The following is a 24,707-nucleotide window of genomic DNA, read 5'->3' as shown; positions in this document are numbered from 1 at the left end:
GCAGGCTACCGGCGCGGTCCGACGAGCGAGCACCTCAGCCCTTCAGCAATGACTCGGTCGCCGACAGCAGCGCACAAGTCGCCAGGCCGTCGATCGCCTCGCGCAGCTCGGGCTCCGGCGGCATGGTCGGCGCGATGCGGATGTTCTTGTCTTCCGGATCTTTTCGATACGGGAACGTCGCGCCCGCCTCGGTCACCGCGATGCCGGCATCCTTGGCCAGCGCCACCGTGCGCTTGGCCGTGCCCGGCAGAACGTCGAGGCTGATGAAGTAGCCGCCCTTGGGTTCGGTCCATGATGCGATCTTCGACTCGCCGAGCCGGTCCTCGAGGATCTCCAACACCGCGGCGAACTTCGGGGCCAACAGCTGCTGGTGGCGCTGCATCTGCAGCCGCACACCATCGGCGTCGCGGAAGAACCGGAGATGGCGCAGCTGGTTGACCTTGTCCGGGCCGATCGTCTTTTTGCCCGCATGCTGCAAAAACCACGCAATGTTGCCCAGCGACGCGCCCAGGAAGCTGACACCGGCGCCGGCGAAGGTGATCTTCGAGGTCGACGCGAACACCAGCGGCCGGTTCCCGTTGCCTGCGGCCTCGGCCAGCCCGAGCACATCGACGTTGCGGACGAAATCGTGCGTCAGCGTGTGCACCGCGTATGCGTTGTCCCACATCAACCGGAAATCGGTTGCTGCGGTGCGCATTTGGACGAGGCGACGGACCGTCTCCCACGAGAACGTCACCCCGGTCGGGTTCGAGTAGACCGGCACGCACCACATGCCCTTGATGGCCGGGTCGGCGGCGACGAGCTCCTCGATCAGGTCGACGTCGGGGCCGTCCTCGAGCATCGGCACGGTGATCATCTCGATGCCCAGGCTCTCGGTGATCGCGAAGTGCCGGTCATACCCGGGGGCGGGGCACAGGAACTTCAGCGTCGGCTCCTGCACCCACGGCCGCGGCGAGTCCGGCCCGCCGTGCAGCAGCGAGAACACCACGACGTCGTGCATCAGCTCCAGGCTGGCGTTGTTGTCGGCGATCAGGTTCTGCACCGGGATGCCGAGCAGCTCGCCGAAGATCGCGCGCAGCTCCGGCAGACCGTGCACACCGCCGTAGTTACGGACGTCGGTGCCGTCGCCGTCGCGGAAGTCGTCGGGACCGGGCAGCTCGAGCAGCTTGTTGGACAGGTCCAGCTGCGCCGACGACGGCTTGCCGCGGGTCAAGTCCAGCTTGAGGCCCTTGGCCTGCAGCTCGGCGTAGTTGCGTTTCTGCTGCTCGTGGAGAGCGGAGAGTTCGTCCCGGCCGAGCGACAGAAATGACACCGGACGCCTTTCGACTGGAGAAGCGTGAAAAAGAAGGGGACCCCGCGCACCCGCCAGAGCCCATTGACCCTTGCTGCCTTCCGGCCCTGGGGGAGTTCACAGGATGGACGCCGCGCGGGGTCCACGGCGAGTCTAATACCAGAGCGTCGGCGGCCGGCCCGCGCATCGTGAACGACGGCCCCCTCAGGTCGGCTACCATGGCCCGCGGAGGATTCGCCTAGTGGCCTATGGCGCTCGCCTGGAACGCGGGTTGGGTTAATAGCCCTCGCGGGTTCAAATCCCGCATCCTCCGCACTCGGCCCGGGGTGCGACGGTTTCGGTCGCACCCCGGGCACACCAAAGCGATCAGCGCTCACGCAGAGCCGACGAGCGCGTAGGAGGAGTATGAGCCGCACCGTTGCGGTGATCTGGCACGCGTCGTTCAGCGTCGTCGCCGGTGTTCTGTACTTCTTCTTCGTCCTCCCGCGCTGGCCCGAGCTGACGGGCACCACCTCACACACGCTGGGCACGGTGCTGCGCATCGTGGTGGGCGCGCTGATCGGCCTGGCCGCGCTGCCGGTCGTGTTCACGCTGCTGCGCACGCGCAGGCCCGAGTTCGGCACCCCGCAGTTGGCGTTGACGCTGCGGACCTGGGCCATTGCGCTGCATGTGCTGGCGGGTCTGCTGATCATCGGCGCCGCGGTCAGCGAGATCTGGTTGTCGCTCGACGACGCCGGCCAGTGGCTGTTCGGGGTCTACGGGGCGGCCGCGGCGACCGCGCTGCTCGGCATCTCCGCGTTCTACCTGGCGTGGGTCGCCGAACTGCCGCCGCCACCGCCGAAACCGCTGAAGGTGAAGGCGCCGAAGCAGCGGCGCCGTCGCGGCGGTGCAGAAGAGTCCGACGACGAGGCCGAGACCACCGAGGCCGTCGAGGAAACCCAGGACACTGAGGACACCGAATCCACCGAAGAGGCCGCCGAAGAGACAGCGGCCGTCGAAGAGACGGAGTCCGAGAGCTCGGACGAGCCTGCCGAGGACACTTCCGAGGACTCGTCGGAAGACACGTCGGAGGGCGGCAAACTGCGCAACCGCCGGCCCGAGCCGGCCCGGCGTCGGCGCAGGCGGCTGCGCGGCGGCATCGCGGTCGAGGACTAGCGTCCACGGTTAACCGACCGCCCATCGGGCAATATGGGCATATGGGCAAAATCCCCGTCCGGCGTCGCGTCGCGCCGTTGCTGACCGCTTTCACCATCGCATCGGCCATGGTGCTGGCCCTTGTGGCACCCGCGACCCCGGTTCTCGCCGCCCCCGGCGACCCGCTCGCCGGCGCCGCACAGGTCGAGCCGGCCGTGGTGCGCATCGACACGGAGATCGACTACCAGCGCGCGTACGGCAACGGCGCAGGCATCGTCCTCGACCCGAACGGTCAGGTGCTGACGAACTTCCACGTGGTGTCGGGCGCCGACCGCATCACCGCGGCCGTCGGCGGACGCTCCTACCCCGCCGAACTCGTCGGCTACAACCGCAGACGCGACATCGCGGTGCTGCAGTTGATCGGCGCCGCGGGGCTGCCCGCCGCACCGATCGGCGACTCGGCCCAGCTCGCGGAGGGCGAACCCGTCGTCGCGCTGGGCAATGCCAACGGCTCGAACGGCCCGCTGACCCGCGAGGTCGGCACGGTGACCGGCTTCGGCCGCGCCGTCAACGCCGAGGACGCGCTGACCGGCAGCAAGGACGAGCTGACCGGTCTCTTCGAGTTCGCCGCGCCGGTGGTGGCCGGCGACTCGGGTGGCCCGGTGGTCAACAGCGCCGGCCAGGTCGTCGGCGTCACCACCGCCGCCTCGGTGAACTACCGCTTCGGTCCCGGCGGCGAGGGCTACGCAATCCCGATCAACGACGCGATGGCCATCGCGAACCAGATCCGGTCCCGGGCGCCGTCCGCCGACGTGCACATCGGACCGCCGGTGCTGCTGGGCGTCGGCGTGCGCACAGCGCAGCGCGGGCCCGGCGTGCAGATCGCCGACGTGCTGCGCGGCGGGCCGGCCGAGCAGGCCGGGCTGGTTCCCGGCGACGCGCTGCTCACGCTCGACGGCACCCCGCTGGACTCCGCGACCACGCTCACCTACGTACTGGACCGCCACTACCCCGGCGACGTCATCGACCTGACGTGGATCGACGGCAGCGGGCAGGAACGCGTCGGCAAGGCGACGCTGACCCCGATGTCCTAACGCTCCAGACCCGCGATCAGCAGATCCAGTTCGAAGTCGAACTGCTCCTCGGCGTCCTGCCGCCGCGACCTCGCCGACGACAGCACCCGCCGCAACGCCGGATAGGTGTCGGCCGGTTCGTGTTCGAGCGCCGCTGCGGTCTCGGCGCGGTGGCGGTGCATCCCACCCGCGGTCTGCGCGGCGCTGTCGTGGGCCGCGGACTGGGCGATGTTCGACGCCGCGGTCAACGCGTGCCGGGCGGTGTCGGGCTCGAACCCGGCGCTCAGCAGGACGCCGAGGACGCGGTCGGCCAGCGCCAACGCGGCGGCGGCGCCGATGCCGCGCAGCCGGTTGAAGTCGGTCGCGGCACCGACCTGGATCAACCCGTCGCGGAACGCGATCGCGTACGTGCGCAACACCTTTCGCCAGTCGTCGTCAGCGGGTAGCTCGACGCCGCCGAGCTCGCGCTCGAACCGGTCGACGAGCACCAGCGACAGCAGTCCCTCGCGGTCGCCGACGTAGTAGTGCAGCGCCTTACGGCTGACGCCGAGCGTGTCGGCGACCGCCTGCATGGTCAGGTCTCGGCTCGCCACGTCGCGGGCCGCCGCGAGGATCTGGTCCCGGCTGATCCGCGGCGGGCGCCCCCTGGTCCGGCCGCTCATCGGCCCAGCCTAAGCCGCATCGTTGGAATTTTCGCCGAACGGCAAAAAACCGCGCGCACGGTTCCTATGCTGTGCGGGTGCCAAACACTTCCTATCGCGTCGTCCAATGGACCACCGGCAACGTCGGCAAGAGTTCGGTGGAGGCGATCGCCAAGAATCCGAACTACGAACTCGTCGGCCTCTACGCGTGGTCGAAGGACAAGGTCGGCGAGGACGCCGGCGAGTTGGCCGGCATCGAGCCGCTCGGCGTGCAGGCCACCGACGACGTCGACGCCCTGCTCGCGCTCAAACCCGATGTCGTGGTGTACAACCCGATGTGGATCGACGTCGACGAACTGGTGCGCATCCTCGAGGCGGGGGTCAACGTGGTGGCGTCGGCGTCGTTCATCACCGGCCACAACCTCGGCGCTGACCGTGACAAGCTCGAGGAGGCGTGCAGGCGCGGCGGGTCGACGCTCTTCGGGTCCGGGGTCAGCCCGGGCTTCGCCGAACTGCTGGCGATTGTCGCGTCGACGGCGTGCGACCGCGTCGACAAGATCACGATCTCCGAGTCGGCCGACACCACGCTCTACGACTCCCCCGACACCGAGCGCCCCGTGGGCTTCGGCACCGCGATCGACGACCCGAACTTGCAGCCGATGGCGGCCAAGGGCACCGCGGTGTTCGCCGAGGCGGTCCGGTTGGTCGCCGACTCGATCGGGGTCGAGCTCGACGAGATCAAGTGCGTGCCCGAATATGCCCAGACGACAGAGGATCTCACGATGGCGTCGTGGACCATCCCGAAGGGTCACGTGGCCGGCGTCTACGCCAGCTGGCAGGGCATTGCCGGCGGCAAGACCGTCGTCGACATCAACGTCCGGTGGAAGAAGGGCCAGACGCTGGAGCCGGACTGGCAGCTCGACGGCGACGGGTGGAAGATCACCATCGACGGTAGGCCCACGGTCAACATGCAGGTCGGTTTCCTCCCGCCGCCCGACATGATCGAGAACGCCAAGAATATCGCGGACTTCTTCGTGCTCGGGCACATCATGACCGCGATGCCGCCGATCCACGCGATCCCTGCCGTCGTCGCGGCGGCGCCGGGTATCGCGACGTACAACGACCTGCCGCTGCCGCAGGCGCGCGGGGTGATGGCCTAACCAGCGACCTGAAGGACGTTCGCCCGCAGTTGCGCTGCGGGCGAACCCTCCAGCACGACGTCCTTGAGGATCTTGGCCTGGTCCTTGTGCACGGTGAACTCGCCCTTCTGCGGGGCGACGCCGCCAACGACTTCATAGAAGACGGTGAACGGCGTCTCCGGAAGCGGGTGCAGACCAATGTACTTCGGCTCGATCGTGTACTTGTAGGTGCAGGCCGGCGCCTCAGGCGGGCACTGCTGCTCGGTGACGATCACGTTGACGGTGAACTCGACCGGGGTCGGCACCTTCGGGGTGGGCGGCGCGAAGGTGGTGCGGGGCGACGACGCCTGCGGTAGTTGCTTCGGCGCGGTGATGCTGCCGAAGATCATCACCGCGGCGACGCCGACACCGCTGGCGACGATCGCGAGTAGGGCGATACCGGCCAACCACTTGCGGGTGGTGGTCGTGATGAGCTTGCGGCGCCGGGTCGCGCCGCCACCGAGTGCAGCTCTGGAAGCGGCCTTGCGTTGTTGATGCCGCTTCCAGCGGCTGCGCACCGGCGCCGGCGGTTGTTCGGGCACCTTGTTGTAGCGCTGCTGTTCCGGTGTCGGGGCGGCGAGTAGTGCGCCATGGGTGACAACGGCTTTCGGGTCGAGCACCTCGACGGGACCGATTTTGGCGAAGCGGGCCTGGATCAGCGGGATGCGCGACGATCCGCCGGTCAGATGGATCGCGACGGGCTCGGTGTGCTGTCGGAGCGTGTTGGCGTGGAAGAGCAGGCTTTCGGTGAGCCGGACCGCACGGTCGACGTCGGCGGCGATCAGCGTCTCGAACTGCGCGCGCGACAGGTGCAGCGTCTCGGTTCCGGTGGCGCCGGTGACGACGACGGCGGCGGTCTGTTCGGTGGACAGCAGTTCCTTGGCGGTGCGGATGGTGTCGGCGAGGCGGAGCTGGCCGGCGAGGTCGGCCCTGTTAGCGGCCTCGGCCGCGAGCGCGGGGTTGGTGGTCTCGAGCTGCTGCAGGGCCCACGCTTTGATGCGGGCCTCGAAGTCGAGCCCGCCGAGGCCGTCGAAACCGTCGGCAGCGATGACGGTGAACGTGCCGTCCTGCTGCCGATCGAGGACCGACACGCTGCAGATGCCGGCGCCGATGTCGACGACGACGAGGCGCGCGGTTGCGTCGGTGTGATAGGCGGCCGCGGCGGTGGCTTCGTCGACGAGGCGCATACGGTGCTGGTCGATCCCGGCGACCTCACCCGCGGTGGCCAGTCGCTGAATCAGCGCCTGGTGCCAGTGATTCGGGTAGGTGAGGACGACCTCGCCGGGTTGCTCACCGGTGAATGCGGCGGCCTTGGCGAGGGCCACGGAGAGCGCTGCGGCGACGAGGTCGGTCATCGGCAGGAACAGCCCGGCGAGGTTGACCTCGACCTGGTCCATGCGCCGCTTGGGGGCAGGATCGAGCGCGGACGGGTCGGCGTGGCCGGCGAGTACCGCGTCGTCGCCGGCGGTCAGCATGCGACCGGCGTTGCACAGCACCGCCGAGGGCATCAGCGTGCCGGCGGACGACAGCGGCACGTCACGGATCGCTCCCTGTGAGTCGCGGAACGCCACCGCGGTGTACGACGTGCCGAAGTCCACCGACAACAACTCTCAACCCCCTGCCCTTGTGACCGTCGTGACCACTTCACCATCTTGCGTCACAAGGGTGTCGGGCGGTGCCGGAAACGCGCGTATCTCAGCTGTTCTTGACGGGCGTGCCGTCCTCGTCCCAGTTGGCCGCGACCTTCTTGCTCGGCTGCACCCGCGGAGGCTCGCCCGGCATCTTCGGATAGTTCGGTGGATAGGGCATGTCGCCGAGGCCGCGGTCCTCGTCCGCCTTGACCATGTCGAGCAGTTTCTTGATCGACTGCGGCTTCTTGTCGATATCGGCCCACGGATTCGGCCGTCCCGCAATGAAATCCGGAACGGTCGCGATGGTGAAGTCGTCGGGGTCGGCGTCGCGCAGCTCATCCCACGTCAGCGGTGTCGACACCGTGGCGATCGGTGTCTTGCGGGCCGAGTACGCCGACGCGAACGTGCGATCGCGGGCGTTCTGGTTGTAGTCGATGAAGATTCGCTTGCCCCGCTCTTCCTTCCACCAGGACGTGGTCACCGCGTCGGGCGCCCGGCGTTCGACCTCGCGGGCCAGCGCGATCCCCGCCCGCCGAACCTCGATGAAATCCCAGTCCGGCTTGATCCGCAGGAAGATGTGCACACCGCGGCCGCCCGACGTCTTCGGGTATCCGACGAGCCCGAGTTCGTCGAGCAGCGGTTTTAAGACATCGACCGCGACGCTGCTCGCATCGGCGAAGCCGGTCCGGGGCTGCGGGTCGAGGTCGATGCGCAGCTCGTCGGGATGCTCGGTGTCAGGGCAGCGCACCTGCCACGGGTGCAGCGTGACCGTGCCCATCTGCGCGGCCCACGCGATGGCCGACGGGTGGGTGATCTTCAGCGCGTCGGCGGTGCGTCCCGACGGGAACGTGACCGTGCACGTTTCGAGGTAGTCGGGCCGCTTCTGCGGCGTCCGTTTCTGGTAGATCTCCTCACCGTCGACCCCGTCGGGGAAGCGTTGTAGGTGCACGGGCCGGTCGCGCAGCAGCGCGACCATCGGCTCGGCGACGGACAGGTAGTAGTCGAAGAGCTTGCCCTTGGTGCCGTTCTTCCCCAGCTTCGGGAAATAGGGCTTGTCCCGGTTGGTCAGCCGGACCTTGACGCCGTCAACGTCGATTTCCTCTGCGGGCGTTGCCATTTCAGGACTCCAGAACGTCGTAGAGGTCGTAGTTCAGCGGCACGTCGAGTTGGTCGAAGGTACAGCTTCGTGGATCGCGGTCGGGTCGCCAGCGCCGGAACTTCACCGCGTGGCGGAAGCGCTGCGCTCCGCTGTTGCCTTCCATCTGGTCATAGGCGACCTCGCACACCTTCTCGGGGCGGATCGGAACCCAGCGCTTGTCGGCGGCGGAGTTCCACCGGCTGGGATCGCCTTCGCGCAGCTCGTCGCCTTCGCGTAGCGGCTCCAGCTCGTTGAGGAGTTTGATGCGGTCCTTGGCGGTGAAAGCGGCAGCGCCGCCGACCATGAGCAGTTCGTCGCCTTGGTACAGCCCGAGCAGGATCGAGCCGATGCCTTCGCCGCTCTTGTGGATGCGGTAGCCCATCGCCACGCAGTCCGCGTCGCGGGCGTGCTTGACCTTGACCATCTCGCGCTTGCCCGGCAGGTACGGGCCGTCGAGCCGCTTGGCGATCACCCCGTCCAGCCCGGCGCCTTCGAACTCCTCGAGCCACTGTGCACCGAGTTCGGGATCTTCCGTGGTGCGGGTGACGTGGCACCACTGCTTCTCGGTCACCGCGTCGAGGAGCGCTTCACGACGGACGCGGAACGGCTCCTTGAGCAGCGACCGGTCTTCGACGGCCAACGCGTCGAATCCGATGAAATGTGCGGGCGTCTGCTCCGAGAGCATCCTGATCCGGCTCGCCGCGGGATGGATGCGCTGGCTGAGCGACTCCCAGTCGAGCCGGGTCCGCCCGCCGAACTCGCGTGGGACGACGATCTCGCCGTCGAGGACGCACCGCGGCGCCAACTCGTCGCGCACCGACTCGATGACTTCGGGGAAGTAGCGGCCGAGGTCCTTACCGCTGCGGGACAGCAGGACGACCTTGTCGCCGTCGCGGAACACCAGTGCCCGGAATCCGTCCCACTTCGGTTCGTACGACCACACCCCTGCTTCGGGGGGCACCTTCACCTGAGCTTTGGCGAGCATCGGTTCCAGCGGCGGGAGTACGGGGAGATCCACCTGGCCCATTATTGCGTTCACGGGACTTGAGACCGACGGCATCGCGCATTGTCATCGCTTCCGCGCAGGGTGGCGCTCCGCGGCGTCAGTTGGCGTCGCGGTCAGGGTCGCTGGGGCTGGGTCTTTCGCCGTCGCCGTCGCCGGCGTCACCGTCGGCGCCGTCGTCGGGGATCAGGTAGCGCTCGGGGTCGGGTGGCCCGGAGGGGTTGCACCTCCGGGCTCCCTCAGAACCGGGCGTGACAGTCTCCCGTCACCCGGCTCCCATCATCTTGATCTTCAGCGGGGCCGTGACCTGGCTCCAGTGGGCGAACAGCCGAGGATAGTGTGCAACAGCACGGGCCCAGGCTTTACTGGCCTTCCGGTAGCCGCGGTAACGTCGATATTTCTTGCGGATCCAGCGCAGCAGGTAGGCGTTGATGCGCCCAAGGAAGGGGTTTAGCGCTGTGGAGTAAAAGGCTCCGTAGTAGCGCATCCACCCCCGGACGACCGGATTGATCATCCGAGCCAACTCAACGAAGGACAGATCGGTGCGACGGTGCAACTTCCATCGGCGCAGCACCTGCCCCATCTTCTTCAAGGCGTCGGGGCTGACCGCAGGAAGAAACGAGGTGAATACCACTCCGTTTCGATTGCGTGCCCCGCGAGCGCGAAACATGTAACCCAGAAACGTAAACGACGTGTGCTCAGCAGAGCCGCGCCGGTTGGCGTCCTGGCAGTACACGATCCGGGTCTTGTCCGGATGCAGGCGCAGCCCGACAGATTCCAGCCTGGTTGCGATCGCCGCCTGCACCTGGTGAGCTTGCCGCTCACTGGTGCAGTGCACGACCGCGTCATCGGCATACCGCTCGAACGGGACCGACGGAAATTCCCGACGCATCCACATATCGAACGCGTAGTGCAGAAACAGGTTCGCCAACACCGGGGAAACCGCCGACCCTTGCGGGGTGCCACGATCTCGCTGGTGCAGGGTGCCATCGGGCTGCTGCAGTGGTGCGGCAAGCCACCGCTTCACATACAGCAGCACCCATGATTGGTCGGTGTGTGCGGCCACTGCTTTGATGACCAGATCCCAGGGCACACTGTCGAAGAACTTCGCCACGTCCAGATCGATGACCCAGTCGTAGCTCCAACAGCGTTGCCGACAGGCCCCAACCGCGTCGAGGGCCGACCGGTTCGGTCGATAGCCGTAGGAGTCTGGATGAAAGATCGGTTCGACCTGCTCTTCCAGCCGTATGGCCACCACCGTCTGGGCGATCCTGTCCGCGACCGTGGGCACTCCTAGCACCCTGGTCCCGCCGCCATGTGGCTTGGGGATCTCCACCGCCTTCACCGGTGGGGGAAAGTAGGACCCCGAGGCCATCCGATTCCAGATCTTGTAGAGGTTGCTCTTTAGATCAGCCTCGAATGCCTGCAGATCCACACCATCGACTCCCGGTGCACCCTTGTTCGCCTTGACCTTCTCGTAGGCCCTCCAGATTTCCCACTTCGAAACTTCGAACGGTTTCGCTGATGATTTCAGCGTGCTCATACAGCTCCTCCCCGAGACGATTCCCCGGGTTGACCGGACAAACAGCCACAGATGACCCGGCCCCTTCGCTCCACCCCCATTACAGGGGCTTCCTCACTACTACGAGCCGGTCCGCCAGCGCGCCGCGCAACGGTACTCACACCGGGCCATGGCCCGGCTACTCCCTCTCGCTGGGGAATCCGGTTACATCCCAACCGAACTCATTCAGCAGTGTCGTGACGCGCCTTCCCACGTTTCCTGCAAGAGCCGCAGACCAGGCTCATGCCGCCTCAATGCCGGACACCACCTGGCCAGAATCGGGACACCCGCCAAGCCTTGCTCCCGCCGCCCACCACACGGCCGCGGTTTCGATGTCACTCCAAACTATGACGACACATCAACAGCGGTTCGGGGTCACTCATCTTCCTGGTCCCCACCTGACACCTCCTGGGGGTGCCTTTTCCACATCGCTCACCACGACGGTCTTCAGCCAACGCAGCATGTGGTGGTTTGAAGTCTCCGCCCGACCGACGACTCCGAAGGGCCAACCTTCATCTCTTGCAGAACACCGAATCACACAGTCTCGCTACCTACATCGAGCCTCCGATCCTCGTTCGTGGCACACGTGGTGGTAGTTGTTGACCCGGGCTTGGCCGGTGTCGAGCTGCGGCGGGGGTAGCCATTCGGTGCGCCAATCACGGCGTTTGCCGGTGCGCCAGCCGCCGGGTTTCACTGAGCGGTTGTGGGGCCCGCAGGCCAGGGTGAGTTCGGTGATGTCGGTGCGCCCGCCGTCGGCCCAGTCGGTGACCGCGTGGTGGACCTGGGTTTCATAGGCCGGGGCGCTGCAGCCGGGTTTGGTGCAGCCACGCTCGAGGCCGAACAGCATCAACCGCTGCGCGGTGCTGGCACACCGGCGCGCGCGCCCGAGGTAGAGCGGTTGGCTGGTGTGCTGGTCGAACACCGCCAGATAGTTGTGCGCGTTAGCCGCCATCGCGATCACGTCGCGCATCGGCACCAGGGTCCCGCCCGCGGTCACCCCGTGCCCCGCCGCGGCCTGCAAGTCCTGCAAGGTCGCGGTGATGACGACGGTGGCCGGCAACCCGTTATGGGTGCTGCTGCCCCGCAACGCCAGCAGATCACGGCACATCGCGCCCATCGCATCGTGATTGCGCTGCGCCCGCGTGCGCGTATCAGTGACCACGACGTCCGCTGAGGGTCCAACGTCGGAAGCTTCGGTCGCCTCGCGATCCGCCGGTTCGACCTCGGACGACCCGTTGTCGGCAGCGTCGACCGCCTCGCTGTCGGCCGGTTCGGCGGGGTCGTCGCCGGGCTCGGGGGCGGGTTCGACGTCCGGGGCGTCGGGGTTGTTGCGGCCCGGGGCGCCGTAGATCGCCCAGCCCGCTTCGATCCACGCCCGCGTCGCCGCATCGACGGTGCCGTGGATCTCGCTGCTGCCATCGGGGCGCTGCTTGCTGAACCAGATCCCACGCTTTTGCTTGACCAACTCCTCGCAGAACTCACCGTCTTGATCGATGTGCTGAGCCAACCGCTTGGCGGCCTGACCCAGCTGTTGCGGATCCAGCCCACCCGCCAGGTCAGCCAAGTGTGCTTCGGCGGCCTCGCGCACATCAAAGCCCACCGACCGCGGGATCTGCTTATCGAAGAACTTGCGGATCACCCGTACATGCTCAGCACCGATCAACCCTTGCCGCACCGCTGCAGCCGTGTTCGCGAGCACCGGGGCCAACCGCTCACCGGTCATCGTGACCCGCGGGGCCAACTGTTTGGCCTCGGCCACCCGCTGATTGCCCTGCGCGACCGAGATCCGCAACAACGTCGACAGCGCCCGACCCACGCTGGACTCCCCCAGCTCGGCAACCGGTGCGCGGCCCAACTGCGCCACCAGGTGATGCCTCACCATCGCCGACGCGCGCACAAACGACTCCCACTCGGCGGTCGCCGCCAACACCTCAGTAGTGCTCAAGGCATCGAGGGGCTCGGCCATCAGCGCATCGACCTCGCGGCGCAATGCCGCGATCCGCTCGCTGACCCGGCCCGACTCCATACTTCGAACACTAGTTCGACCCACCGACAACCCGGCCTGGCGATGTGACCTCTGAAACCAAAGAGACAGGAGTGATTTCACGATTTTCAGCCAACTGCGACAATGGCCGCATGCGTCTGCCCGTCATGCCGCCGGTTTCCCCGATGCTGGCGAAATCGGTGGCCGCCATCCCTCCGGACGCGTCCTATGAACCGAAGTGGGATGGCTTCCGGTCGATCTGCTTCCGCGACGGCGACGAGGTGGAGTTCGGGAGTCGCAACGAGCGCCCGCTGACGCGCTACTTCCCCGAACTCGTCGAGGCCGCGAAAGCCGAACTACCGCAACGGTGCGTCATCGACGGCGAGATCGTCATCGCCACTCGAACCGGACTCGACTTCGATGCGCTGCAACTTCGCGTCCATCCCGCCGCATCCCGGGTGCAGATGCTGGCTACCCAGACGCCGGCGTCGTTCATCGCGTTCGACCTGCTCGCGCTCGACGACACCGATTACACCGCAAGGCCTTTCAGCGAGCGAAGGACCGCCCTCGAAGACGCACTCACCACCAACGCGAAGAAATTCCACCTCACCCCCACCACCACGGATCTGAGCACCGCCCAGCGCTGGTTCGACGAGTTCGAGGGCGCAGGCCTCGACGGCGTCATCGCCAAGGCCCTCGACCTGACCTACCAGCCGGACAAGCGGGTGATGTTCAAGATCAAGCACCAGCGCACCGCGGACTGCGTCGTCGCCGGGTACCGCCTGCACAAATCGGGCGACGATGCGATCGGATCCCTGTTGCTCGGACTCTACAAAGAGGACGGCAGCCTGGCGTCGGTCGGGGTGATCGGCGCCTTTCCGATGGCCAGACGACGTGAACTCTTCGTCGAAATGCAGCCCCTCATAACACCTTTCGACGCGCACCCGTGGAACTGGGCCGCGCACGTCGACCCGGACGTGGTCCGACGCTACGGCGGCGGTTCACGCTGGAACGCCGGCAAGGACCTGTCATTCGTGCCGCTTCGCCCCGAACGCGTCGTCGAGGCCCGCTACGACCACATGGAGGGCGAGCGGTTCCGCCACACCGCGCAGTTCAACCGGTGGCGTCCCGACCGCGACCCGCACTCATGCACTTTCGAACAACTCGAACAACCCGTGACGTTCGAACTGAACGACATCGTCCCCGGACTCGGCGGCTAGATCATGCTCTCGGAGTCTGTGATCGCCTGGCTGCTCGACTCCGACCCTGCGCTGCGGTGGCAAGTCCAGCGCGACATTCTCGGTGAGCCGCAGGAAGTCTGGCAGGCGACGCGGGCGCGTACCGCGACGGAGGGCTTCGGTGCACGCCTGCTGGCACTGCAGGATCCCGACGGGCAGTGGGCAGGCGGCGCGTTCTTCCCCGCCGACTTCGACTTCGAGACCATCAGCGACGTCGGCCAGCCCTGGACCGCGACAACCTGGTCGCTGAATGCGTTGCGGGAGTGGGGAGTCGACGCCGATGTGCTCCGTGAACGCCGCACACCGGAGCTGCTCGCCGCGCACTGCCGGTGGGAATACGACGACCTGCCCTACTGGGACGGTGAGGTCGACTGCTGCATCAACGCCTGGACACTCGCCAACGGGCTCTGGCTCGGCGTCGACGTCACCGTCATCAAGGATTGGTTTCTCGAGCACCAACTGGCCGACGGCGGTTGGAACTGCGAGTGGGTCGAAGGCTCGATCCGTTCGTCATTTCATTCGACGCTGAACGCGCTGAAGGGCCTGCTGGCCTACGAAGCCGCCACCGGTGACACCGATGCGACCCGCGCCGCCCGCCGCGCCGGCGAAGACTACCTGTTGCAGCGCAGTCTGTTTCGGCGCTTGACGACCTCAGAGCCGGTCGGGCCGTGGGTGTTCAACTTCACCTATCCCTGGCGCTGGTGCTATAGCCTGCTCAACGCGGTGGACTACTTCCGCACGGCCGGTCCCCCTGACCCGCGGATGGCCGAGGCCATCGAGCTGATCCGCGCCGCTCGCCAACCAGACGGGACGGTGCTGCAGGGGCGTCCCCACAGCGGCCGGGTCTGGTTCGACGTCGACGTCCCCGAGGGCAAGCCGTCGAAGTGGCTGACGTTGTCGGCGGCCCGGGTGCTGGCATGGTGGGACGACAGATTTCCCCAGACGGGTGACCCCGGCGTCGTCGGCGTGTGATGCTGCGGTGGTGACTTCCCTCCGCGCCTCAGCGCTGGCCGTCGCGGTGGCCGGCATCGCCGTGGCGACGGCCGGTGCCGCGTCGGCCGACGACCGGCTCGACGGCGAGTTCGTCTTCGTCAACGGCCCGACGCAAAACCGGTGGTCGATCACCACGCAGTGCAACCCGGAGGGCGCCTGCGGGGGCACCGTCTCCAGCTCCACCGGCATGATCGCCCACATCAGCCGGGTGGCAGGCGGGCCGTGGACCGTCGAACGCCACGATGTGCCGAACGGGTGGACGTGCGCGGACGGAAGCACGGGTCCGGGCGATCTGTCCTACGCGTTCGACCCGGCGACGCTGGCGGGAACCGCCACCTACACCTCGAAACCGGGCGCCTGCAACGATCCCAACGTTCTGCAGCACCAGAACCCGATCAGCCTGCTCCCCGCCTGACGTCGACCGCGGTCATGTGGCGCGCTGGAAGCTCAGCGTCTCCCCGCGGACTCCGCCCATCCACAAGTCCTGGCAGGCTTCGGCCATCTCGTCGAGGCCCTCGATGACGGCACCGAACACATTGCCCGGCACCCAACCCTGGTCGCCGTTGATCAGAAGGTTGTTGCGGCCGTAGAACAGTGCCAGATCGACGATCGCCCCGGTGGTACCGGTTCCCGTGCTGTTCTCGTAGCCGTAGGCCGGGTTGCCGAGCTGGTCCGAGTCGAACGAGAACCAGCACAGGTCACCCGGGATCGGCGTCACCGTGGTGTTCTCCCGGCCGGGGTCCGCCGGCGCGAATTCCGGTAGCAGCGTGTAGATCTCGTTGCGCGCATACTTGCCGTGAAACACCGGTGCCGACAAGGGCAGCGCGTCCCATACCGCCGCGCAGGTACGCGGTGCCGCGTCGTCCAGCATGCGCGCGGTGCAGCTGACGCCGCGCTTGTCCAGGGACACGGTGATCAGCCTGCTCATCGAACTCCTTGTGCTGTCAGGGCCGGCGTGCGCCGACGCCAGTCGGTGGCCGTCTCGTAGCTCTGTCCCACCCGCAGCACCAGGGCGTCGGCGTGGCGTGGGCCGACGATCTGCAGCCCGATCGGCAGGCCCGCTGCGGTGAACCCGCAAGGCACGCTCAGCGCGGGCTGCTGAGTCATGTTGAAAGGGTAGGTGTACGGCGTCCATGTCGCCCAGTCCGGTGACGGCCAGCCCTCCGGCACGTCGCGACCGGCGGTGAAGGCGGGCATCGGCAGCGTCGGCGTGATCAGCACGTCATAGTGCTGGTGAAACCGGCCCATCACCTGTCCCAGTTGCATCCGGACGGCCGTCGCATCGAGGTAATCCGACGCCGTCAACGAAGCACCCGCCGCCGCGATCCGGCGCAAGCCCGCATCCACTCGGTCGTCGACCGCTTCGCCGTACGCCTGCAACACTTTTGCCGCACCCGAGAACCACAGGACGTGGAAGGCATCGACCGGATCCGCGAACCCGGGGTCGATCTCCTCGACCGAGGCGCCCGCATCGGAGAGCACGGTCACCGCGGCCCGCACCGCCGCGTCGACCTCCGGGTCGTTGCGCACAAAACCGAAGTTCGAAGAGAACGCCACCCGCAGGCCCGCGACGCCGTCGTCGAGACCGGCAAGGAACGACGAGCGCGGCGTCGGCATGGCCGACCAGTCCCGGGCGTCGAACCCGGTGATCACGTCCATCAGCGCAGCGGTGTCGGCCACCGTCCTGGTCATGGGACCGGGGTGCGCCAGCGTGCCGAATGGGCTCGGCGGGTAGTGCGGAATCAGCCCATAGGTCGGCTTGAGCGCGACCGTTCCGGTGAATCCCGCCGGAATTCGCACCGATCCGCCCGCGTCGGTACCGACCGACCACACGCCCATCCCGAGGCCTACCGCCGCTGCGCTGCCGCCGCTGGACCCACCCGCGGTCTTGGTGGGATCCCACGGATTGCCGGTGACACCGAACCGCGGTGAGTCGGTGACACCCTTCCACGAGTACTCCGGCGTCGTGGTCTTGCCGAGCAAGACGGCGCCGGTCTCGCGCAGTCGCGCCGTGCAGGGCGCGTCCTCGTCCCACGGGCCGGCTTCGTCGATGAGCCAACTACCGCGCAGAGTCGGCCAACTGCGCGTCCACAACGCGTCCTTGATCGACGTCGGCATCCCGTCGCCAGGTCCGAGCGGTTCGCCTGCGAGCCAACGCTTCTCGGATGCCCGCGCCGCGGCCAGTGCCCCCTCGGGGTCGACGAGCACGTAGGCGTTGACGGCGCCGTCGTACGCGTCGATCGCGGCCAACGCCTCCCGGGTGGCCTCGACGGGCGAGATGGTTCTGGTTCGGTAGCCCTGCACCAACTCGGCGGCCGTCGGGATCATCGCACGTCCCCCGGCACGTACCCGAGTTTCTTGTCCACCACGTTGCGCAGCGGCTGCCCGGCCAGCCAGCGCCGCGCGTTGTCGGCGAACTGCTCGGCCAGCGTCTCACGCCAGCCCACCACGTCGCCGCCCATGTGCGCGGTGATCGTCACGTTGGGAGCGTCCCACAGCGGATGGCCGGGCGGCAGCGGCTCGGTGTCGAACACGTCGAGCGTCGCGCCACCAATCCGGTTGTCGCACAATGCCGAAAGCAACGCCGACTCGTCCACCAGCGGACCGCGGCCGATGTTGACCAGGTGGGCGTCGGGCTTCATCGCGGCCAACACCACCTCGTTGACCAGGCCGCGCGTCGCGGACGTCAACGGCGCGGCGAGCACCAGGTGATCGCACCAGCCGACGTGGTCGGCCAGGTCCGCGCTGGCCACCACGTCGCCGAAGTCGGGGTCGTCCGACCTCGCCACGCGCCCCGCCCCGCGCACCTGCATACCCGTGGCCCGCAGCAGCCGCGCGATCTCGCGGCCGATGCCGCCGGTGCCGACGACGAGCGCGCGTGCGCCCGCGATTCCGCGGGTCTCGCGGTGTTGCCATCGGTGCTCGCGCTGCAACGCGAAACTGGTGCGGCTGTCCTTGGCGTGGGCGAGCACCGCTCCGAGCACGTATTCGGCGAGCGGGCGGTCGAATACACCGCGGGCGTTGGTGACCACGACGTCGGAGTCGCGCAATGCGTCGAAGAGAAGCGTGTCGACACCCGCCGCGGTGACGTGGATCCACTCCAGCCCGTCGGCCTCGTCCCACACATCGCGCAGCGCGGTGGAGAAGAAGTCCCAGAGCAACAACGCGCGGGCGCCGCGGACGGCCGCTGCGAGGTTCTCGGCTGTGCAGTACCGGAACTCGACGTCGAGCCCCTGCAGCGTGGGCGGGCGATCCGTCGCGCGTTCGCACAGGACGGCGATGACTGGCCGAGAGGAACCCGCCCTGACCTGCGGAGACGACGTCATCTGGGCGCTACCGCGGGGGGATGGCACGCCCCGAGGCTAGGGACGCGCCGTATGATTGTCAACAATCTGTTGCTGGTTCCGCGTTCTGGCCTCACACTGTGCAAATGAGGATCGGGGAACTGGTGCCACCCCCACCATTGCAGCAGGTAGGCATAGGCGTAGTGACGCCGTACGACTTCGCGCTCGACCGCGAACTCTGGCGCTGGGTGCCCGACGACGTCAGCCTGTACGTCACCCGGCTGCGGTATGCCCCGCTGCCGGTGACCGTCGACATGGCGGTGCACGTTTCCGATCCCGAGCAGGTGATCGCCGGTGCCGCCAACGTGCTGGCGGTGTCCCCGCTCGTCACCGCGTACGCGTGCACCGCGGGCAGCTTCGTCAAAGGGCTCGCCGGAGAGGCGGCGCTGGTCGCGGCGATGCGGGCGGCCGGCGCACCGGCCGCGGTGACCACCAGCGGCTCGATGCTCGAGGCGCTGCGGCACCTCGGCGTCGGCCGGGTCGCGACCGTCACGCCGTACACGACGGATCTGACGATCGGTCTGACGAGTTATCTGATGGAGGCGGGCATCGAAGTCGTCGCGACCTCGGGGCTGGGCCTCACCTCGCAGATCTGGTCGGTGCCGTATGCCCGCACGGCCGAGATGATCCGCGCCACGGACGTCGCCGACGCCGAAGCCATCGTCGTCAGCTGCACGAACCTGCCCACCTACGACCTGATCGCCGACCTGGAGGCCGATCTGCAGAAGCCCGTCGTCACCGCGAACCAGGTGACGATGTGGGCGGCCCTGCGCGTCGCCGGGCGCAAGGCCGTCGGACCGGGACAACGCCTGCTGGCTGCGTAGCCACACATCAGCCGGTTGTTAACATTGTCGACAATCTGCCCATTCCAGAAAGCAGGGCCGCCATGGCGACCGTAGGACTGCTCTACCCGGGGCACAGTGCCGAGGACGACTTCCCCGCGCTCGAGGCGCGGGTGCCCGGGCGGGTGCGCTTGCCCGTGGTCATCACCTCGGTGGGTGAGGACGCGCACCGGGTCGACGCGCTGCTGGATCTCGGCGGCGAGGACCGCCTGGCCGACGGTGTGCGCCGGCTCGCCGACACCCGCCCACAGGCTGTGATGTGGGCGTGCACGTCGGGCAGCTTCGTGTTCGGACCCGAGGGTGCTCGCCATCAGGCCGCGAAAGTCGCTGCGGCAGCCGGCGTTCCGGCGTCGTCCACCTCGATCGCTTTTGTCGACGCGCTGCGTCACCTTGGCATCGGGCGCGTCGCGGTAGCCGCGTCCTACCCGCATGACGTCGCCGAACACTTCGTGCGATTCCTGGCCGCCGACGGCGTCGAGGTGGTGGCGATGGGCAGCCACGGGATCATCACCGCGGCCGAGGTCGGCACGCTCGAGCCGGACCGGGTGTGCGACATGGTCATCGCGGCCGACCACCCTGACGCCCAGGCGGTGCTGGTCCCCGACACCGCCATGCACACGCTGGCGATCATCGACCGGCTCGAGGCCGCGGTGGGTAAGCCGGTGCTGACCGCCAATCAGGTCACCGTGTGGAAGGGCCTGCAACTCGCCGGCGGGGCGCCCGCGCTTCCGGGACTGGGCCGCCTGTTCGGGGGAACCGCGTGACCGAGTTCCTGGCGCCGGTGGAGCAGGAATCCACCCCGAGCATCGTGGCCGACAAGCTGCGGCAGGCCATCGCCCACGGCGAGTTGGCCCCCGGTACGCAGCTGATCGAGGTCGACCTGGCCCGCAAGCTCGGCGTCAGCCGCGGGCCACTGCGCGAGGGGATGCAGCGGCTGACCCAGGAGGGGCTGCTGATCGCGATCCGCAACCGCGGGGTGTTCGTGATCGACATGACGCCCGACGTGGCCTCCGACATGTACCTCGCGCGGGAGGCGATCGAACGCGCCGCGACGCGCCAAATCCTGCAGGGTGATTACGCTTTCGCGGGCGACGAGCTGCTGGCGATCGTCGAGGAGATGGCCGCGGCTGTCGACGCCGAGGAGGGCAGCGAGGCCGACATCCGCTTCCACGAGCGCCTCGTCGAATTGGCGGGCAGCCCGCGCCTGTCGCGGATGCACCAGACCTATCTGGTCGAAACCCGGATGTGTGTACACGCGCTGGCCGACACCTACGACAACCCCAGTGACCGCGTGGTCGAGCACCAGGCGCTGGCCAGCGCGATCCGTGCCGGGGATGTGCAGCTGTCGGACAAGTTGTTGATCGCCCACATGGAGGATGCCGTCGACCGGCTGACCGAGCGGCTGTCCCGCGGCGCCTAACCGAGCGCGATGCCGACGTACTTGGTCTCCAGGAACTCGTCGATGCCCGCCGCCCCGCCTTCGCGCCCCAGACCGGACTGCTTGACGCCGCCGAAGGGCGCCGCAGGATTGGACACCACGCCCTGGTTGAGCCCGACCATGCCGGTCTCCAGCGCCTCGGCGACCCGCAACGCCCGCCGCAGATCGTTGGTGAACACGTAAGCCACCAGCCCATATTCAGTGTCGTTCGCGGCGGCGACGACCTCGTCCTCGGTCTCGAACGGCGTCAGGGGCGCGACCGGGCCGAAGATCTCCTCACCCGACATCCGGGCGTCTCGCGGGACCCCGGTCAGCACGGTCGGCGGATAGAAGTAGCCGTCTCCGGGCACCGCGGCGCCGCCGGTGAGCAGGCGCGCACCACGGTTCAGCGCGTCGTCGACCAAGGTCTGCACCTTGTCGAGTGCTGCCGCGTCGACGAGCGGGCCGACCTTGACGTCGTCCTCGGTGCCCCGGCCCACGCGCAGCGCCGCCATCCGCTCGGCCAACCGGCGGCCGAACTCGTCAATCACCGACGCGTGCACGAAGATCCGGTTCGCGGCCGTGCACGCCTCGCCCATGTTGCGCATCTTGGCGGCGATCGCCCCGTCCACCGCCTCGTCGAGATCGGCGTCGGCGAACACGATGAACGGTGCGTTGCCGCCGAGTTCCATCGAGGTCCGCAACACTTTCTCCGCGCACTGCTCGAGCAGGATCCGGCCCACCCGGGTCGACCCGGTGAACGACAGCTTGCGCGCCAGCCCGGACCGGATCAGGGGTTCCATCACGGCGTTGGCGTCCATCGCGGTGATGCAGTTGACCGCACCGGCCGGCACCCCCGCCTCGTCCAGGATCCCCATCAGCGCCAGCATCGACAGCGGGGTCTGGTGCGCGGGTTTGATCACGCTGGTGCATCCGGCGGCGATCGCAGGTCCCAGCTTGCGGGTGCCCATCGCCATCGGGAAGTTCCACGGCGTGATCAGCAGGCAGGGCCCGACGGGCTGGCGCGCGATCAGGAAGCGCGCGCCGCCCGCCGGCGCGGTCTGATAGCCGCCATCGATGCGCGTCGCTTCCTCGGCGAAGTGACGGAAAAACTCAGCGGCGTAAGCGATTTCACCCTTCGCTTCGGCGAGCGGTTTACCCATCTCCAACGTCATCAACAACGCGAGGTCGTCGGCGCGCTCATGCAGCAACTCGAACGCGGCCATCAGCATGTCGGCGCGGCGCCGGGGCGGGGTCGCCGCGAATTCCCGCTGGGCAGCGACGGCCGCGTCGAGTGCGGCGCGGGCATCCGCGGGGCTTGCGTCGGCGACCGCGCACAGCGTCTGCCCGGTCGCGGGATCGACGACGTCGAAGGTGCGGCCGTCGGTCGCGCCCACCCATTTGCCGTCGACGAAGAGTCCCTTCTCGACCGCCGCGACGACCTGTTGTTCGCGATCCATCACCGCTCCCTTCTGTCGGATTGTTGACAATCTACAGCGCGGGTTCAAGGATCATGCCATGAATACGGCGCCTCCAGCCCCGCGGCTTTCCCAGGTCCTCAAGCAGGCGACCGGTGTGGTGGCCGCCCGCGGCGACGGAGTGCTGCTCTACGACGAGCAGGACCGCCGCTACCTCGACTTCACCGCGGGTATCGGCGTGACCAGCACCGGACATTGCCATCCCCGAGTGGTCGAGGCCGCTCAACGCCAGGTGGCCACGCTGATCCACGGCCAGTACACGACCGTGCTGCACCGGCCGTTGCTCACCCTCGTGGAGCGGCTGGGAACGGTGCTGCCGCCCGGGCTGGACCGGTTGTTCTTCGCCAACTCCGGTAGCGAGGCGGTGGAAGCGGCACTGCGGTTGTCCCGTCATGCCACCGGCCGACCGAACGTGATCGTCTTTCACGGCGGCTTCCACGGCCGGACGGTCGCGGCGGCGTCGATGACCACCTCCGGCACCCGGTTCCGCGCCGGCTTCGCCCCGTTGATGGCGGGCGTGCACGTCGCACCGTTCCCCGACCCCGGCCATTTCGGTTGGCCGGCCGAGCAAGCCACCGACTTCGCGTTGGACCAACTGGACTATGTGCTGCAGACGATCAGCGCGCCCGACGACACCGCCGCGTTCTTCGTCGAACCCGTGCTCGGTGAGGGCGGTTACGTGCCTGCCAACGAGCGGTTCTTCGCCGGACTGCGCGAGCGCGCCGACGCCCACGGCATCCTGCTCGTCGTCGACGAGGTGCAGACCGGGTTCGGCCGCACCGGCCGGTTCTGGGGCCATCAGCACTTCCTCGACGGAGCGCGGCCTGACATCCTGATCACGGCCAAGGGACTGGCGTCGGGTTTCCCGCTGTCGGCGATCGCGGCGCCGGCGGCGCTGATGGAGCGGGCGTGGCCGGGCTCGCAAGGCGGCACGTACGGCGCCAACGCGGTGGCCTGTGCGGCGGCGCTGGCCACTCTCGAGGTGATCGCCGACGAGCGGTTGGTCGACAACGCCGCCGAGCGCGGGGCGCAGCTGCGGGAGGCGTTGCAGACGGTCGGCGACAAGTTCGATGCGATCGCCGACGTGCGCGGCCTCGGACTGATGCTCGGCACCGAGTTTCGCGACGCCGCAGGTAAACCCGACGCGGCGACGGCCACCGCGGTGCAGCAGGAGGCCGCGCGCCGTGGCCTGCTGCTGCTGACGTGCGGCGCCTGGGGTCAGGTCGTCCGGTTCATCCCGGCGCTCGTCGTCACCGCCGAGCAGATCGACGAGGCGGCCGACATCTGGTCCCATGCGGTGAGCGCCGTGGTGTGACTCAGCGGCTGGTCTCGAGTTCGTAGTCCAACTGCGGCGGCGCTTCGGGCGTGCCGGGGATCTCGGTGCTGTTGATCGGGCACCGCGCGGTCTCGGGCAGACCTCGCAGCGCGATCGCGCCGACGACGCAGGCCAACATCATGTAGAAGGCCGGAATGAGGTTGTTGCCGGTCAGGTTGACCAGCCAGTCGTTGAGGGCCGGCGCCGTGCCGCCGAACAGCGCCGTCGACACGTTGTAGGCGATCGCGAAGCCCGCGAACCGCACCTGCGTCGGGAACATCGCCGGGAACGTGGCCGAGATCGTCGCCAGCTGCGGGACATAGAGCAGGCCCAGCACCGCGAAGCCGACGATCGCGCCGATCATGTTGACCGACATCAACATGAACATCGGCACACCGGCGATGAACAGTCCGATCAGCGAGATCCACCACACCGGTTTCCGCCCGATCCGGTCCGACGCCAAACCCGCGAACGGCAGGAACACCATCATCGACGCCATCCCGATGATCGGCACGACCAGCGACTGGTCGGTCGACAACCCGATCGAGGTCTCGAGATAGGTGGGCATGTAGGTCAGCAGCGTGTAGTTGACGACGTTGAGCGCCACCACCAGGCCGCCGAGGCGCAGGATCGGGCCCCGGTACTCGCGGATGAGATCGCGGAACTCGCTGCCGACGGCGTCCTCCTGCTTTCCGGACTCCTCGAGTTCCTTGAACGCGGGCGTCTCGTCGAGGCGCGACCGCAGGTACAGGCCGATCAGGCCGAGCGGCGCGGCGAGCAGGAACGGCACCCGCCAGCCCCACGTGTTCATCTGGTCGTCGTTGAGGGCCAGCGAGAACACCAGCATCAGCAGCGCGCCGGCCGAGAAGCCGGCGAGCGTGCCGAATTCGAGGAAACTGCCCAGGATCCCGCGACGCCGGGCGGGGGCGTACTCGGCCATGAACGTCGCGGCGCCGCCGTACTCGCCGCCGGTGGAGAAGCCCTGGATCACGCGTAGGAGCACCATCAGCGCCGGCGCCAACATGCCGATCGTGGCGTAGCTGGGCACCAGGCCGACACCGAGGGTGGCGCCGGCCATCAGCAGGATCGTGATCGCCAGCACCCGGCGCCGGCCGAGACGGTCACCGAGCGGGCCCCAGACGAAGCCGCCGAGGGGGCGGAACAGGAAGGAGACCGCGAACGTCATCAACGCCAGCAGGGTCTTGGTGGCGCCCTCACCGGGGAAGATCGCAACCGAGATGTAGGCGACGCCGTATGCGTAGAGGCCGTAGTCGAACCATTCGGTGAAGTTGCCGACCGCCGAGGCAGCGATCGCCTTCTTCACGACGCCGGGCGGTGCGTCTTTGCCGGCTCCGGTGTTCTCGCTGGTCGAACCGTCGCGGTCCACGTCGAGCCTCCTCGTGTCGGTGCAGCGCTTGGAGGGGGTACCCAGGCATACCGCCGGGT

Annotated in this window: 22 protein-coding genes, 1 tRNA gene and 1 other RNA gene; 11 read left to right on the top strand and 13 right to left on the bottom strand. The window is 68.1% G+C overall.

Annotated elements, in window-relative coordinates:
- Positions 1-34: 34 nt before the first annotated feature.
- Positions 35-1,312 carry an aspartate aminotransferase type Ic gene (locus tag BLW81_RS08975; RefSeq protein ID WP_083406858.1) on the bottom strand — a complete coding sequence of 426 codons (1,278 nt, stop codon included), beginning with the start codon at positions 1,310-1,312 and terminating at the stop codon, positions 35-37.
- 31 nt (positions 1,313-1,343) lie between these two features.
- Positions 1,344-1,438, bottom strand: an RNA gene (gene ffs, locus BLW81_RS08970) — signal recognition particle sRNA small type.
- An 80-nt stretch (positions 1,439-1,518) separates the two neighbouring features.
- On the opposite strand from ffs, the gene BLW81_RS08965 reads away from it, so the two are divergent.
- The 3 genes from BLW81_RS08965 to BLW81_RS08955 all read left to right on the top strand — a co-directional run bounded on the left by BLW81_RS08965 (position 1,519) and on the right by BLW81_RS08955 (position 3,519).
- Positions 1,519-1,604, top strand: a tRNA-Ser gene (locus BLW81_RS08965).
- A 92-nt stretch (positions 1,605-1,696) separates the two neighbouring features.
- Positions 1,697-2,446: a lipid uptake coordinator LucA gene (locus BLW81_RS08960; RefSeq protein ID WP_083406857.1), complete on the top strand. Its 750-nt coding sequence runs from the start codon at positions 1,697-1,699 to the stop codon at positions 2,444-2,446.
- A gap of 41 nt (positions 2,447-2,487) precedes the next feature.
- The gene (locus BLW81_RS08955; protein WP_083406856.1) at positions 2,488-3,519 is read left to right on the top strand and encodes a S1C family serine protease; all 1,032 of its coding nucleotides are present in this window, start codon (positions 2,488-2,490) and stop codon (positions 3,517-3,519) included.
- Here the strand turns inward: BLW81_RS08955 and BLW81_RS08950 are convergent.
- The gene (locus tag BLW81_RS08950) at positions 3,516-4,160 is read right to left on the bottom strand and encodes a TetR/AcrR family transcriptional regulator C-terminal domain-containing protein (RefSeq protein WP_083406855.1); all 645 of its coding nucleotides are present in this window, start codon (positions 4,158-4,160) and stop codon (positions 3,516-3,518) included. The genes BLW81_RS08955 and BLW81_RS08950 overlap by 4 nt on opposite strands.
- A 77-nt stretch (positions 4,161-4,237) precedes the next feature.
- On the opposite strand from BLW81_RS08950, the gene BLW81_RS08945 reads away from it, so the two are divergent.
- Positions 4,238-5,299 (top strand): NAD(P)H-dependent amine dehydrogenase family protein, encoded by a 1,062-nt coding sequence (locus BLW81_RS08945; protein WP_083410410.1) that lies wholly within the window; start codon positions 4,238-4,240, stop codon positions 5,297-5,299.
- Here BLW81_RS08945 and BLW81_RS30210 read toward each other — a convergent pair.
- From BLW81_RS30210 to BLW81_RS08920, 5 genes are all read right to left on the bottom strand, one after another.
- A complete protein-coding gene (locus tag BLW81_RS30210) occupies positions 5,296-6,915 on the bottom strand; it encodes an Hsp70 family protein (protein WP_083406854.1) in 1,620 nt (539 codons plus the stop codon). The two genes, BLW81_RS08945 and BLW81_RS30210, sit on opposite strands and share 4 nt — an antisense overlap.
- A gap of 97 nt (positions 6,916-7,012) precedes the next feature.
- Positions 7,013-8,065: a non-homologous end-joining DNA ligase gene (ligD, locus tag BLW81_RS08935; protein WP_083406853.1), complete on the bottom strand. Its 1,053-nt coding sequence runs from the start codon at positions 8,063-8,065 to the stop codon at positions 7,013-7,015.
- Between the two features lies 1 nt (position 8,066).
- The gene (locus tag BLW81_RS08930) at positions 8,067-9,113 is read right to left on the bottom strand and encodes an ATP-dependent DNA ligase (protein WP_083406852.1); all 1,047 of its coding nucleotides are present in this window, start codon (positions 9,111-9,113) and stop codon (positions 8,067-8,069) included.
- Between the two features lie 241 nt (positions 9,114-9,354).
- Positions 9,355-10,632: a group II intron reverse transcriptase/maturase gene (gene ltrA, locus BLW81_RS08925; RefSeq protein WP_083406851.1), complete on the bottom strand. Its 1,278-nt coding sequence runs from the start codon at positions 10,630-10,632 to the stop codon at positions 9,355-9,357.
- A gap of 565 nt (positions 10,633-11,197) precedes the next feature.
- Entirely contained in the window at positions 11,198-12,676 is a 1,479-nt protein-coding gene (locus BLW81_RS08920; RefSeq protein WP_157897634.1) for an HNH endonuclease signature motif containing protein, read from the bottom strand.
- 110 nt (positions 12,677-12,786) lie between these two features.
- On the opposite strand from BLW81_RS08920, the gene BLW81_RS08915 reads away from it, so the two are divergent.
- The 3 genes from BLW81_RS08915 to BLW81_RS08905 are packed head-to-tail and all read left to right on the top strand — an operon-like array spanning position 12,787 to position 15,280.
- Positions 12,787-13,854, top strand: a complete 1,068-nt coding sequence (locus tag BLW81_RS08915; RefSeq protein ID WP_083406850.1) for an ATP-dependent DNA ligase — start codon at positions 12,787-12,789, stop codon at positions 13,852-13,854.
- A gap of 3 nt (positions 13,855-13,857) precedes the next feature.
- Positions 13,858-14,844 carry a prenyltransferase/squalene oxidase repeat-containing protein gene (locus tag BLW81_RS08910; RefSeq protein WP_083406849.1) on the top strand — a complete coding sequence of 329 codons (987 nt, stop codon included), beginning with the start codon at positions 13,858-13,860 and terminating at the stop codon, positions 14,842-14,844.
- 10 nt (positions 14,845-14,854) lie between these two features.
- Entirely contained in the window at positions 14,855-15,280 is a 426-nt protein-coding gene (locus tag BLW81_RS08905; protein WP_083410408.1) for a hypothetical protein, read from the top strand.
- A gap of 12 nt (positions 15,281-15,292) precedes the next feature.
- Here BLW81_RS08905 and BLW81_RS08900 read toward each other — a convergent pair whose 3' ends face one another.
- Genes BLW81_RS08900 through BLW81_RS08890 form a run of 3 tightly spaced genes read right to left on the bottom strand, consistent with a single transcriptional unit; the run spans position 15,293 to position 18,191 of the window.
- Positions 15,293-15,793 (bottom strand): DUF3830 family protein, encoded by a 501-nt coding sequence (locus tag BLW81_RS08900; RefSeq protein ID WP_083406848.1) that lies wholly within the window; start codon positions 15,791-15,793, stop codon positions 15,293-15,295.
- Complete coding sequence (locus tag BLW81_RS08895; RefSeq protein WP_083406847.1) at positions 15,790-17,193, bottom strand: amidase; 1,404 nt, start codon at positions 17,191-17,193, stop codon at positions 15,790-15,792. The genes BLW81_RS08900 and BLW81_RS08895 overlap by 4 nt, the downstream gene beginning before the upstream one ends.
- Positions 17,190-18,191, bottom strand: a complete 1,002-nt coding sequence (locus tag BLW81_RS08890) for a D-2-hydroxyacid dehydrogenase (RefSeq protein WP_083406846.1) — start codon at positions 18,189-18,191, stop codon at positions 17,190-17,192. Before BLW81_RS08890 ends, BLW81_RS08895 begins: the two co-directional genes overlap by 4 nt.
- Positions 18,192-18,295: 104 nt before the next feature.
- On the opposite strand from BLW81_RS08890, the gene BLW81_RS08885 reads away from it, so the two are divergent.
- The 3 genes from BLW81_RS08885 to BLW81_RS08875 all read left to right on the top strand — a co-directional run bounded on the left by BLW81_RS08885 (position 18,296) and on the right by BLW81_RS08875 (position 20,471).
- On the top strand, positions 18,296-19,033 hold the full coding sequence (locus tag BLW81_RS08885; protein ID WP_173839587.1) for a maleate cis-trans isomerase family protein: 738 nt from the start codon (positions 18,296-18,298) through the stop codon (positions 19,031-19,033).
- 62 nt (positions 19,034-19,095) lie between these two features.
- Positions 19,096-19,815 carry a maleate cis-trans isomerase family protein gene (locus tag BLW81_RS08880; protein ID WP_173839586.1) on the top strand — a complete coding sequence of 240 codons (720 nt, stop codon included), beginning with the start codon at positions 19,096-19,098 and terminating at the stop codon, positions 19,813-19,815.
- Positions 19,812-20,471 (top strand): GntR family transcriptional regulator, encoded by a 660-nt coding sequence (locus BLW81_RS08875; RefSeq protein ID WP_083406844.1) that lies wholly within the window; start codon positions 19,812-19,814, stop codon positions 20,469-20,471. The genes BLW81_RS08880 and BLW81_RS08875 overlap by 4 nt, the downstream gene beginning before the upstream one ends.
- Here BLW81_RS08875 and BLW81_RS08870 read toward each other — a convergent pair.
- On the bottom strand, positions 20,468-21,928 hold the full coding sequence (locus tag BLW81_RS08870) for an NAD-dependent succinate-semialdehyde dehydrogenase (protein ID WP_083406843.1): 1,461 nt from the start codon (positions 21,926-21,928) through the stop codon (positions 20,468-20,470). The genes BLW81_RS08875 and BLW81_RS08870 overlap by 4 nt on opposite strands.
- A 58-nt stretch (positions 21,929-21,986) precedes the next feature.
- Between BLW81_RS08870 and BLW81_RS08865 the strand changes: the two genes are divergently transcribed.
- On the top strand, positions 21,987-23,261 hold the full coding sequence (locus BLW81_RS08865; RefSeq protein ID WP_083406842.1) for an aspartate aminotransferase family protein: 1,275 nt from the start codon (positions 21,987-21,989) through the stop codon (positions 23,259-23,261).
- Between the two features lies 1 nt (position 23,262).
- On the opposite strand, the gene BLW81_RS08860 is transcribed toward BLW81_RS08865, so the two are convergent.
- A complete protein-coding gene (locus BLW81_RS08860) occupies positions 23,263-24,648 on the bottom strand; it encodes an MFS transporter (protein WP_083406841.1) in 1,386 nt (461 codons plus the stop codon).
- Between the last annotated feature and the right edge of the window lie 59 nt (positions 24,649-24,707).

This window comes from Mycolicibacterium rutilum, from assembly GCF_900108565.1.
In the GTDB taxonomy this organism is placed as follows: domain Bacteria; phylum Actinomycetota; class Actinomycetes; order Mycobacteriales; family Mycobacteriaceae; genus Mycobacterium; species Mycobacterium rutilum.
The sequence above is the reverse complement of the archived record's forward strand: the minus strand, read 5'-3'. Positions and strand labels throughout refer to the sequence as shown.

What these genes read in the sequence shown, in the direction of transcription:
- BLW81_RS08960 (WP_083406857.1), top strand. Translation starts at nt 1,697, where the DNA reads ATGAGCCGCACCGTTGCGGTGATCTGGCACGCGTCGTTCAGCGTCGTC.
- BLW81_RS08955 (WP_083406856.1), top strand. Translation starts at nt 2,488, where the DNA reads ATGGGCAAAATCCCCGTCCGGCGTCGCGTCGCGCCGTTGCTGACCGCT.
- BLW81_RS08950 (WP_083406855.1), bottom strand. Translation starts at nt 4,160, where the DNA reads ATGAGCGGCCGGACCAGGGGGCGCCCGCCGCGGATCAGCCGGGACCAG.
- ligD (WP_083406853.1), bottom strand. Translation starts at nt 8,065, where the DNA reads ATGGCAACGCCCGCAGAGGAAATCGACGTTGACGGCGTCAAGGTCCGG.
- BLW81_RS08930 (WP_083406852.1), bottom strand. Translation starts at nt 9,113, where the DNA reads ATGGGCCAGGTGGATCTCCCCGTACTCCCGCCGCTGGAACCGATGCTC.
- ltrA (WP_083406851.1), bottom strand. Translation starts at nt 10,632, where the DNA reads ATGAGCACGCTGAAATCATCAGCGAAACCGTTCGAAGTTTCGAAGTGG.
- BLW81_RS08920 (WP_157897634.1), bottom strand. Translation starts at nt 12,676, where the DNA reads ATGGAGTCGGGCCGGGTCAGCGAGCGGATCGCGGCATTGCGCCGCGAG.
- BLW81_RS08915 (WP_083406850.1), top strand. Translation starts at nt 12,787, where the DNA reads ATGCGTCTGCCCGTCATGCCGCCGGTTTCCCCGATGCTGGCGAAATCG.
- BLW81_RS08910 (WP_083406849.1), top strand. Translation starts at nt 13,858, where the DNA reads ATGCTCTCGGAGTCTGTGATCGCCTGGCTGCTCGACTCCGACCCTGCG.
- BLW81_RS08900 (WP_083406848.1), bottom strand. Translation starts at nt 15,793, where the DNA reads ATGAGCAGGCTGATCACCGTGTCCCTGGACAAGCGCGGCGTCAGCTGC.
- BLW81_RS08895 (WP_083406847.1), bottom strand. Translation starts at nt 17,193, where the DNA reads ATGATCCCGACGGCCGCCGAGTTGGTGCAGGGCTACCGAACCAGAACC.
- BLW81_RS08890 (WP_083406846.1), bottom strand. Translation starts at nt 18,191, where the DNA reads ATGACGTCGTCTCCGCAGGTCAGGGCGGGTTCCTCTCGGCCAGTCATC.
- BLW81_RS08885 (WP_173839587.1), top strand. Translation starts at nt 18,296, where the DNA reads ATGAGGATCGGGGAACTGGTGCCACCCCCACCATTGCAGCAGGTAGGC.
- BLW81_RS08880 (WP_173839586.1), top strand. Translation starts at nt 19,096, where the DNA reads ATGGCGACCGTAGGACTGCTCTACCCGGGGCACAGTGCCGAGGACGAC.
- BLW81_RS08870 (WP_083406843.1), bottom strand. Translation starts at nt 21,928, where the DNA reads ATGGATCGCGAACAACAGGTCGTCGCGGCGGTCGAGAAGGGACTCTTC.
- BLW81_RS08865 (WP_083406842.1), top strand. Translation starts at nt 21,987, where the DNA reads ATGAATACGGCGCCTCCAGCCCCGCGGCTTTCCCAGGTCCTCAAGCAG.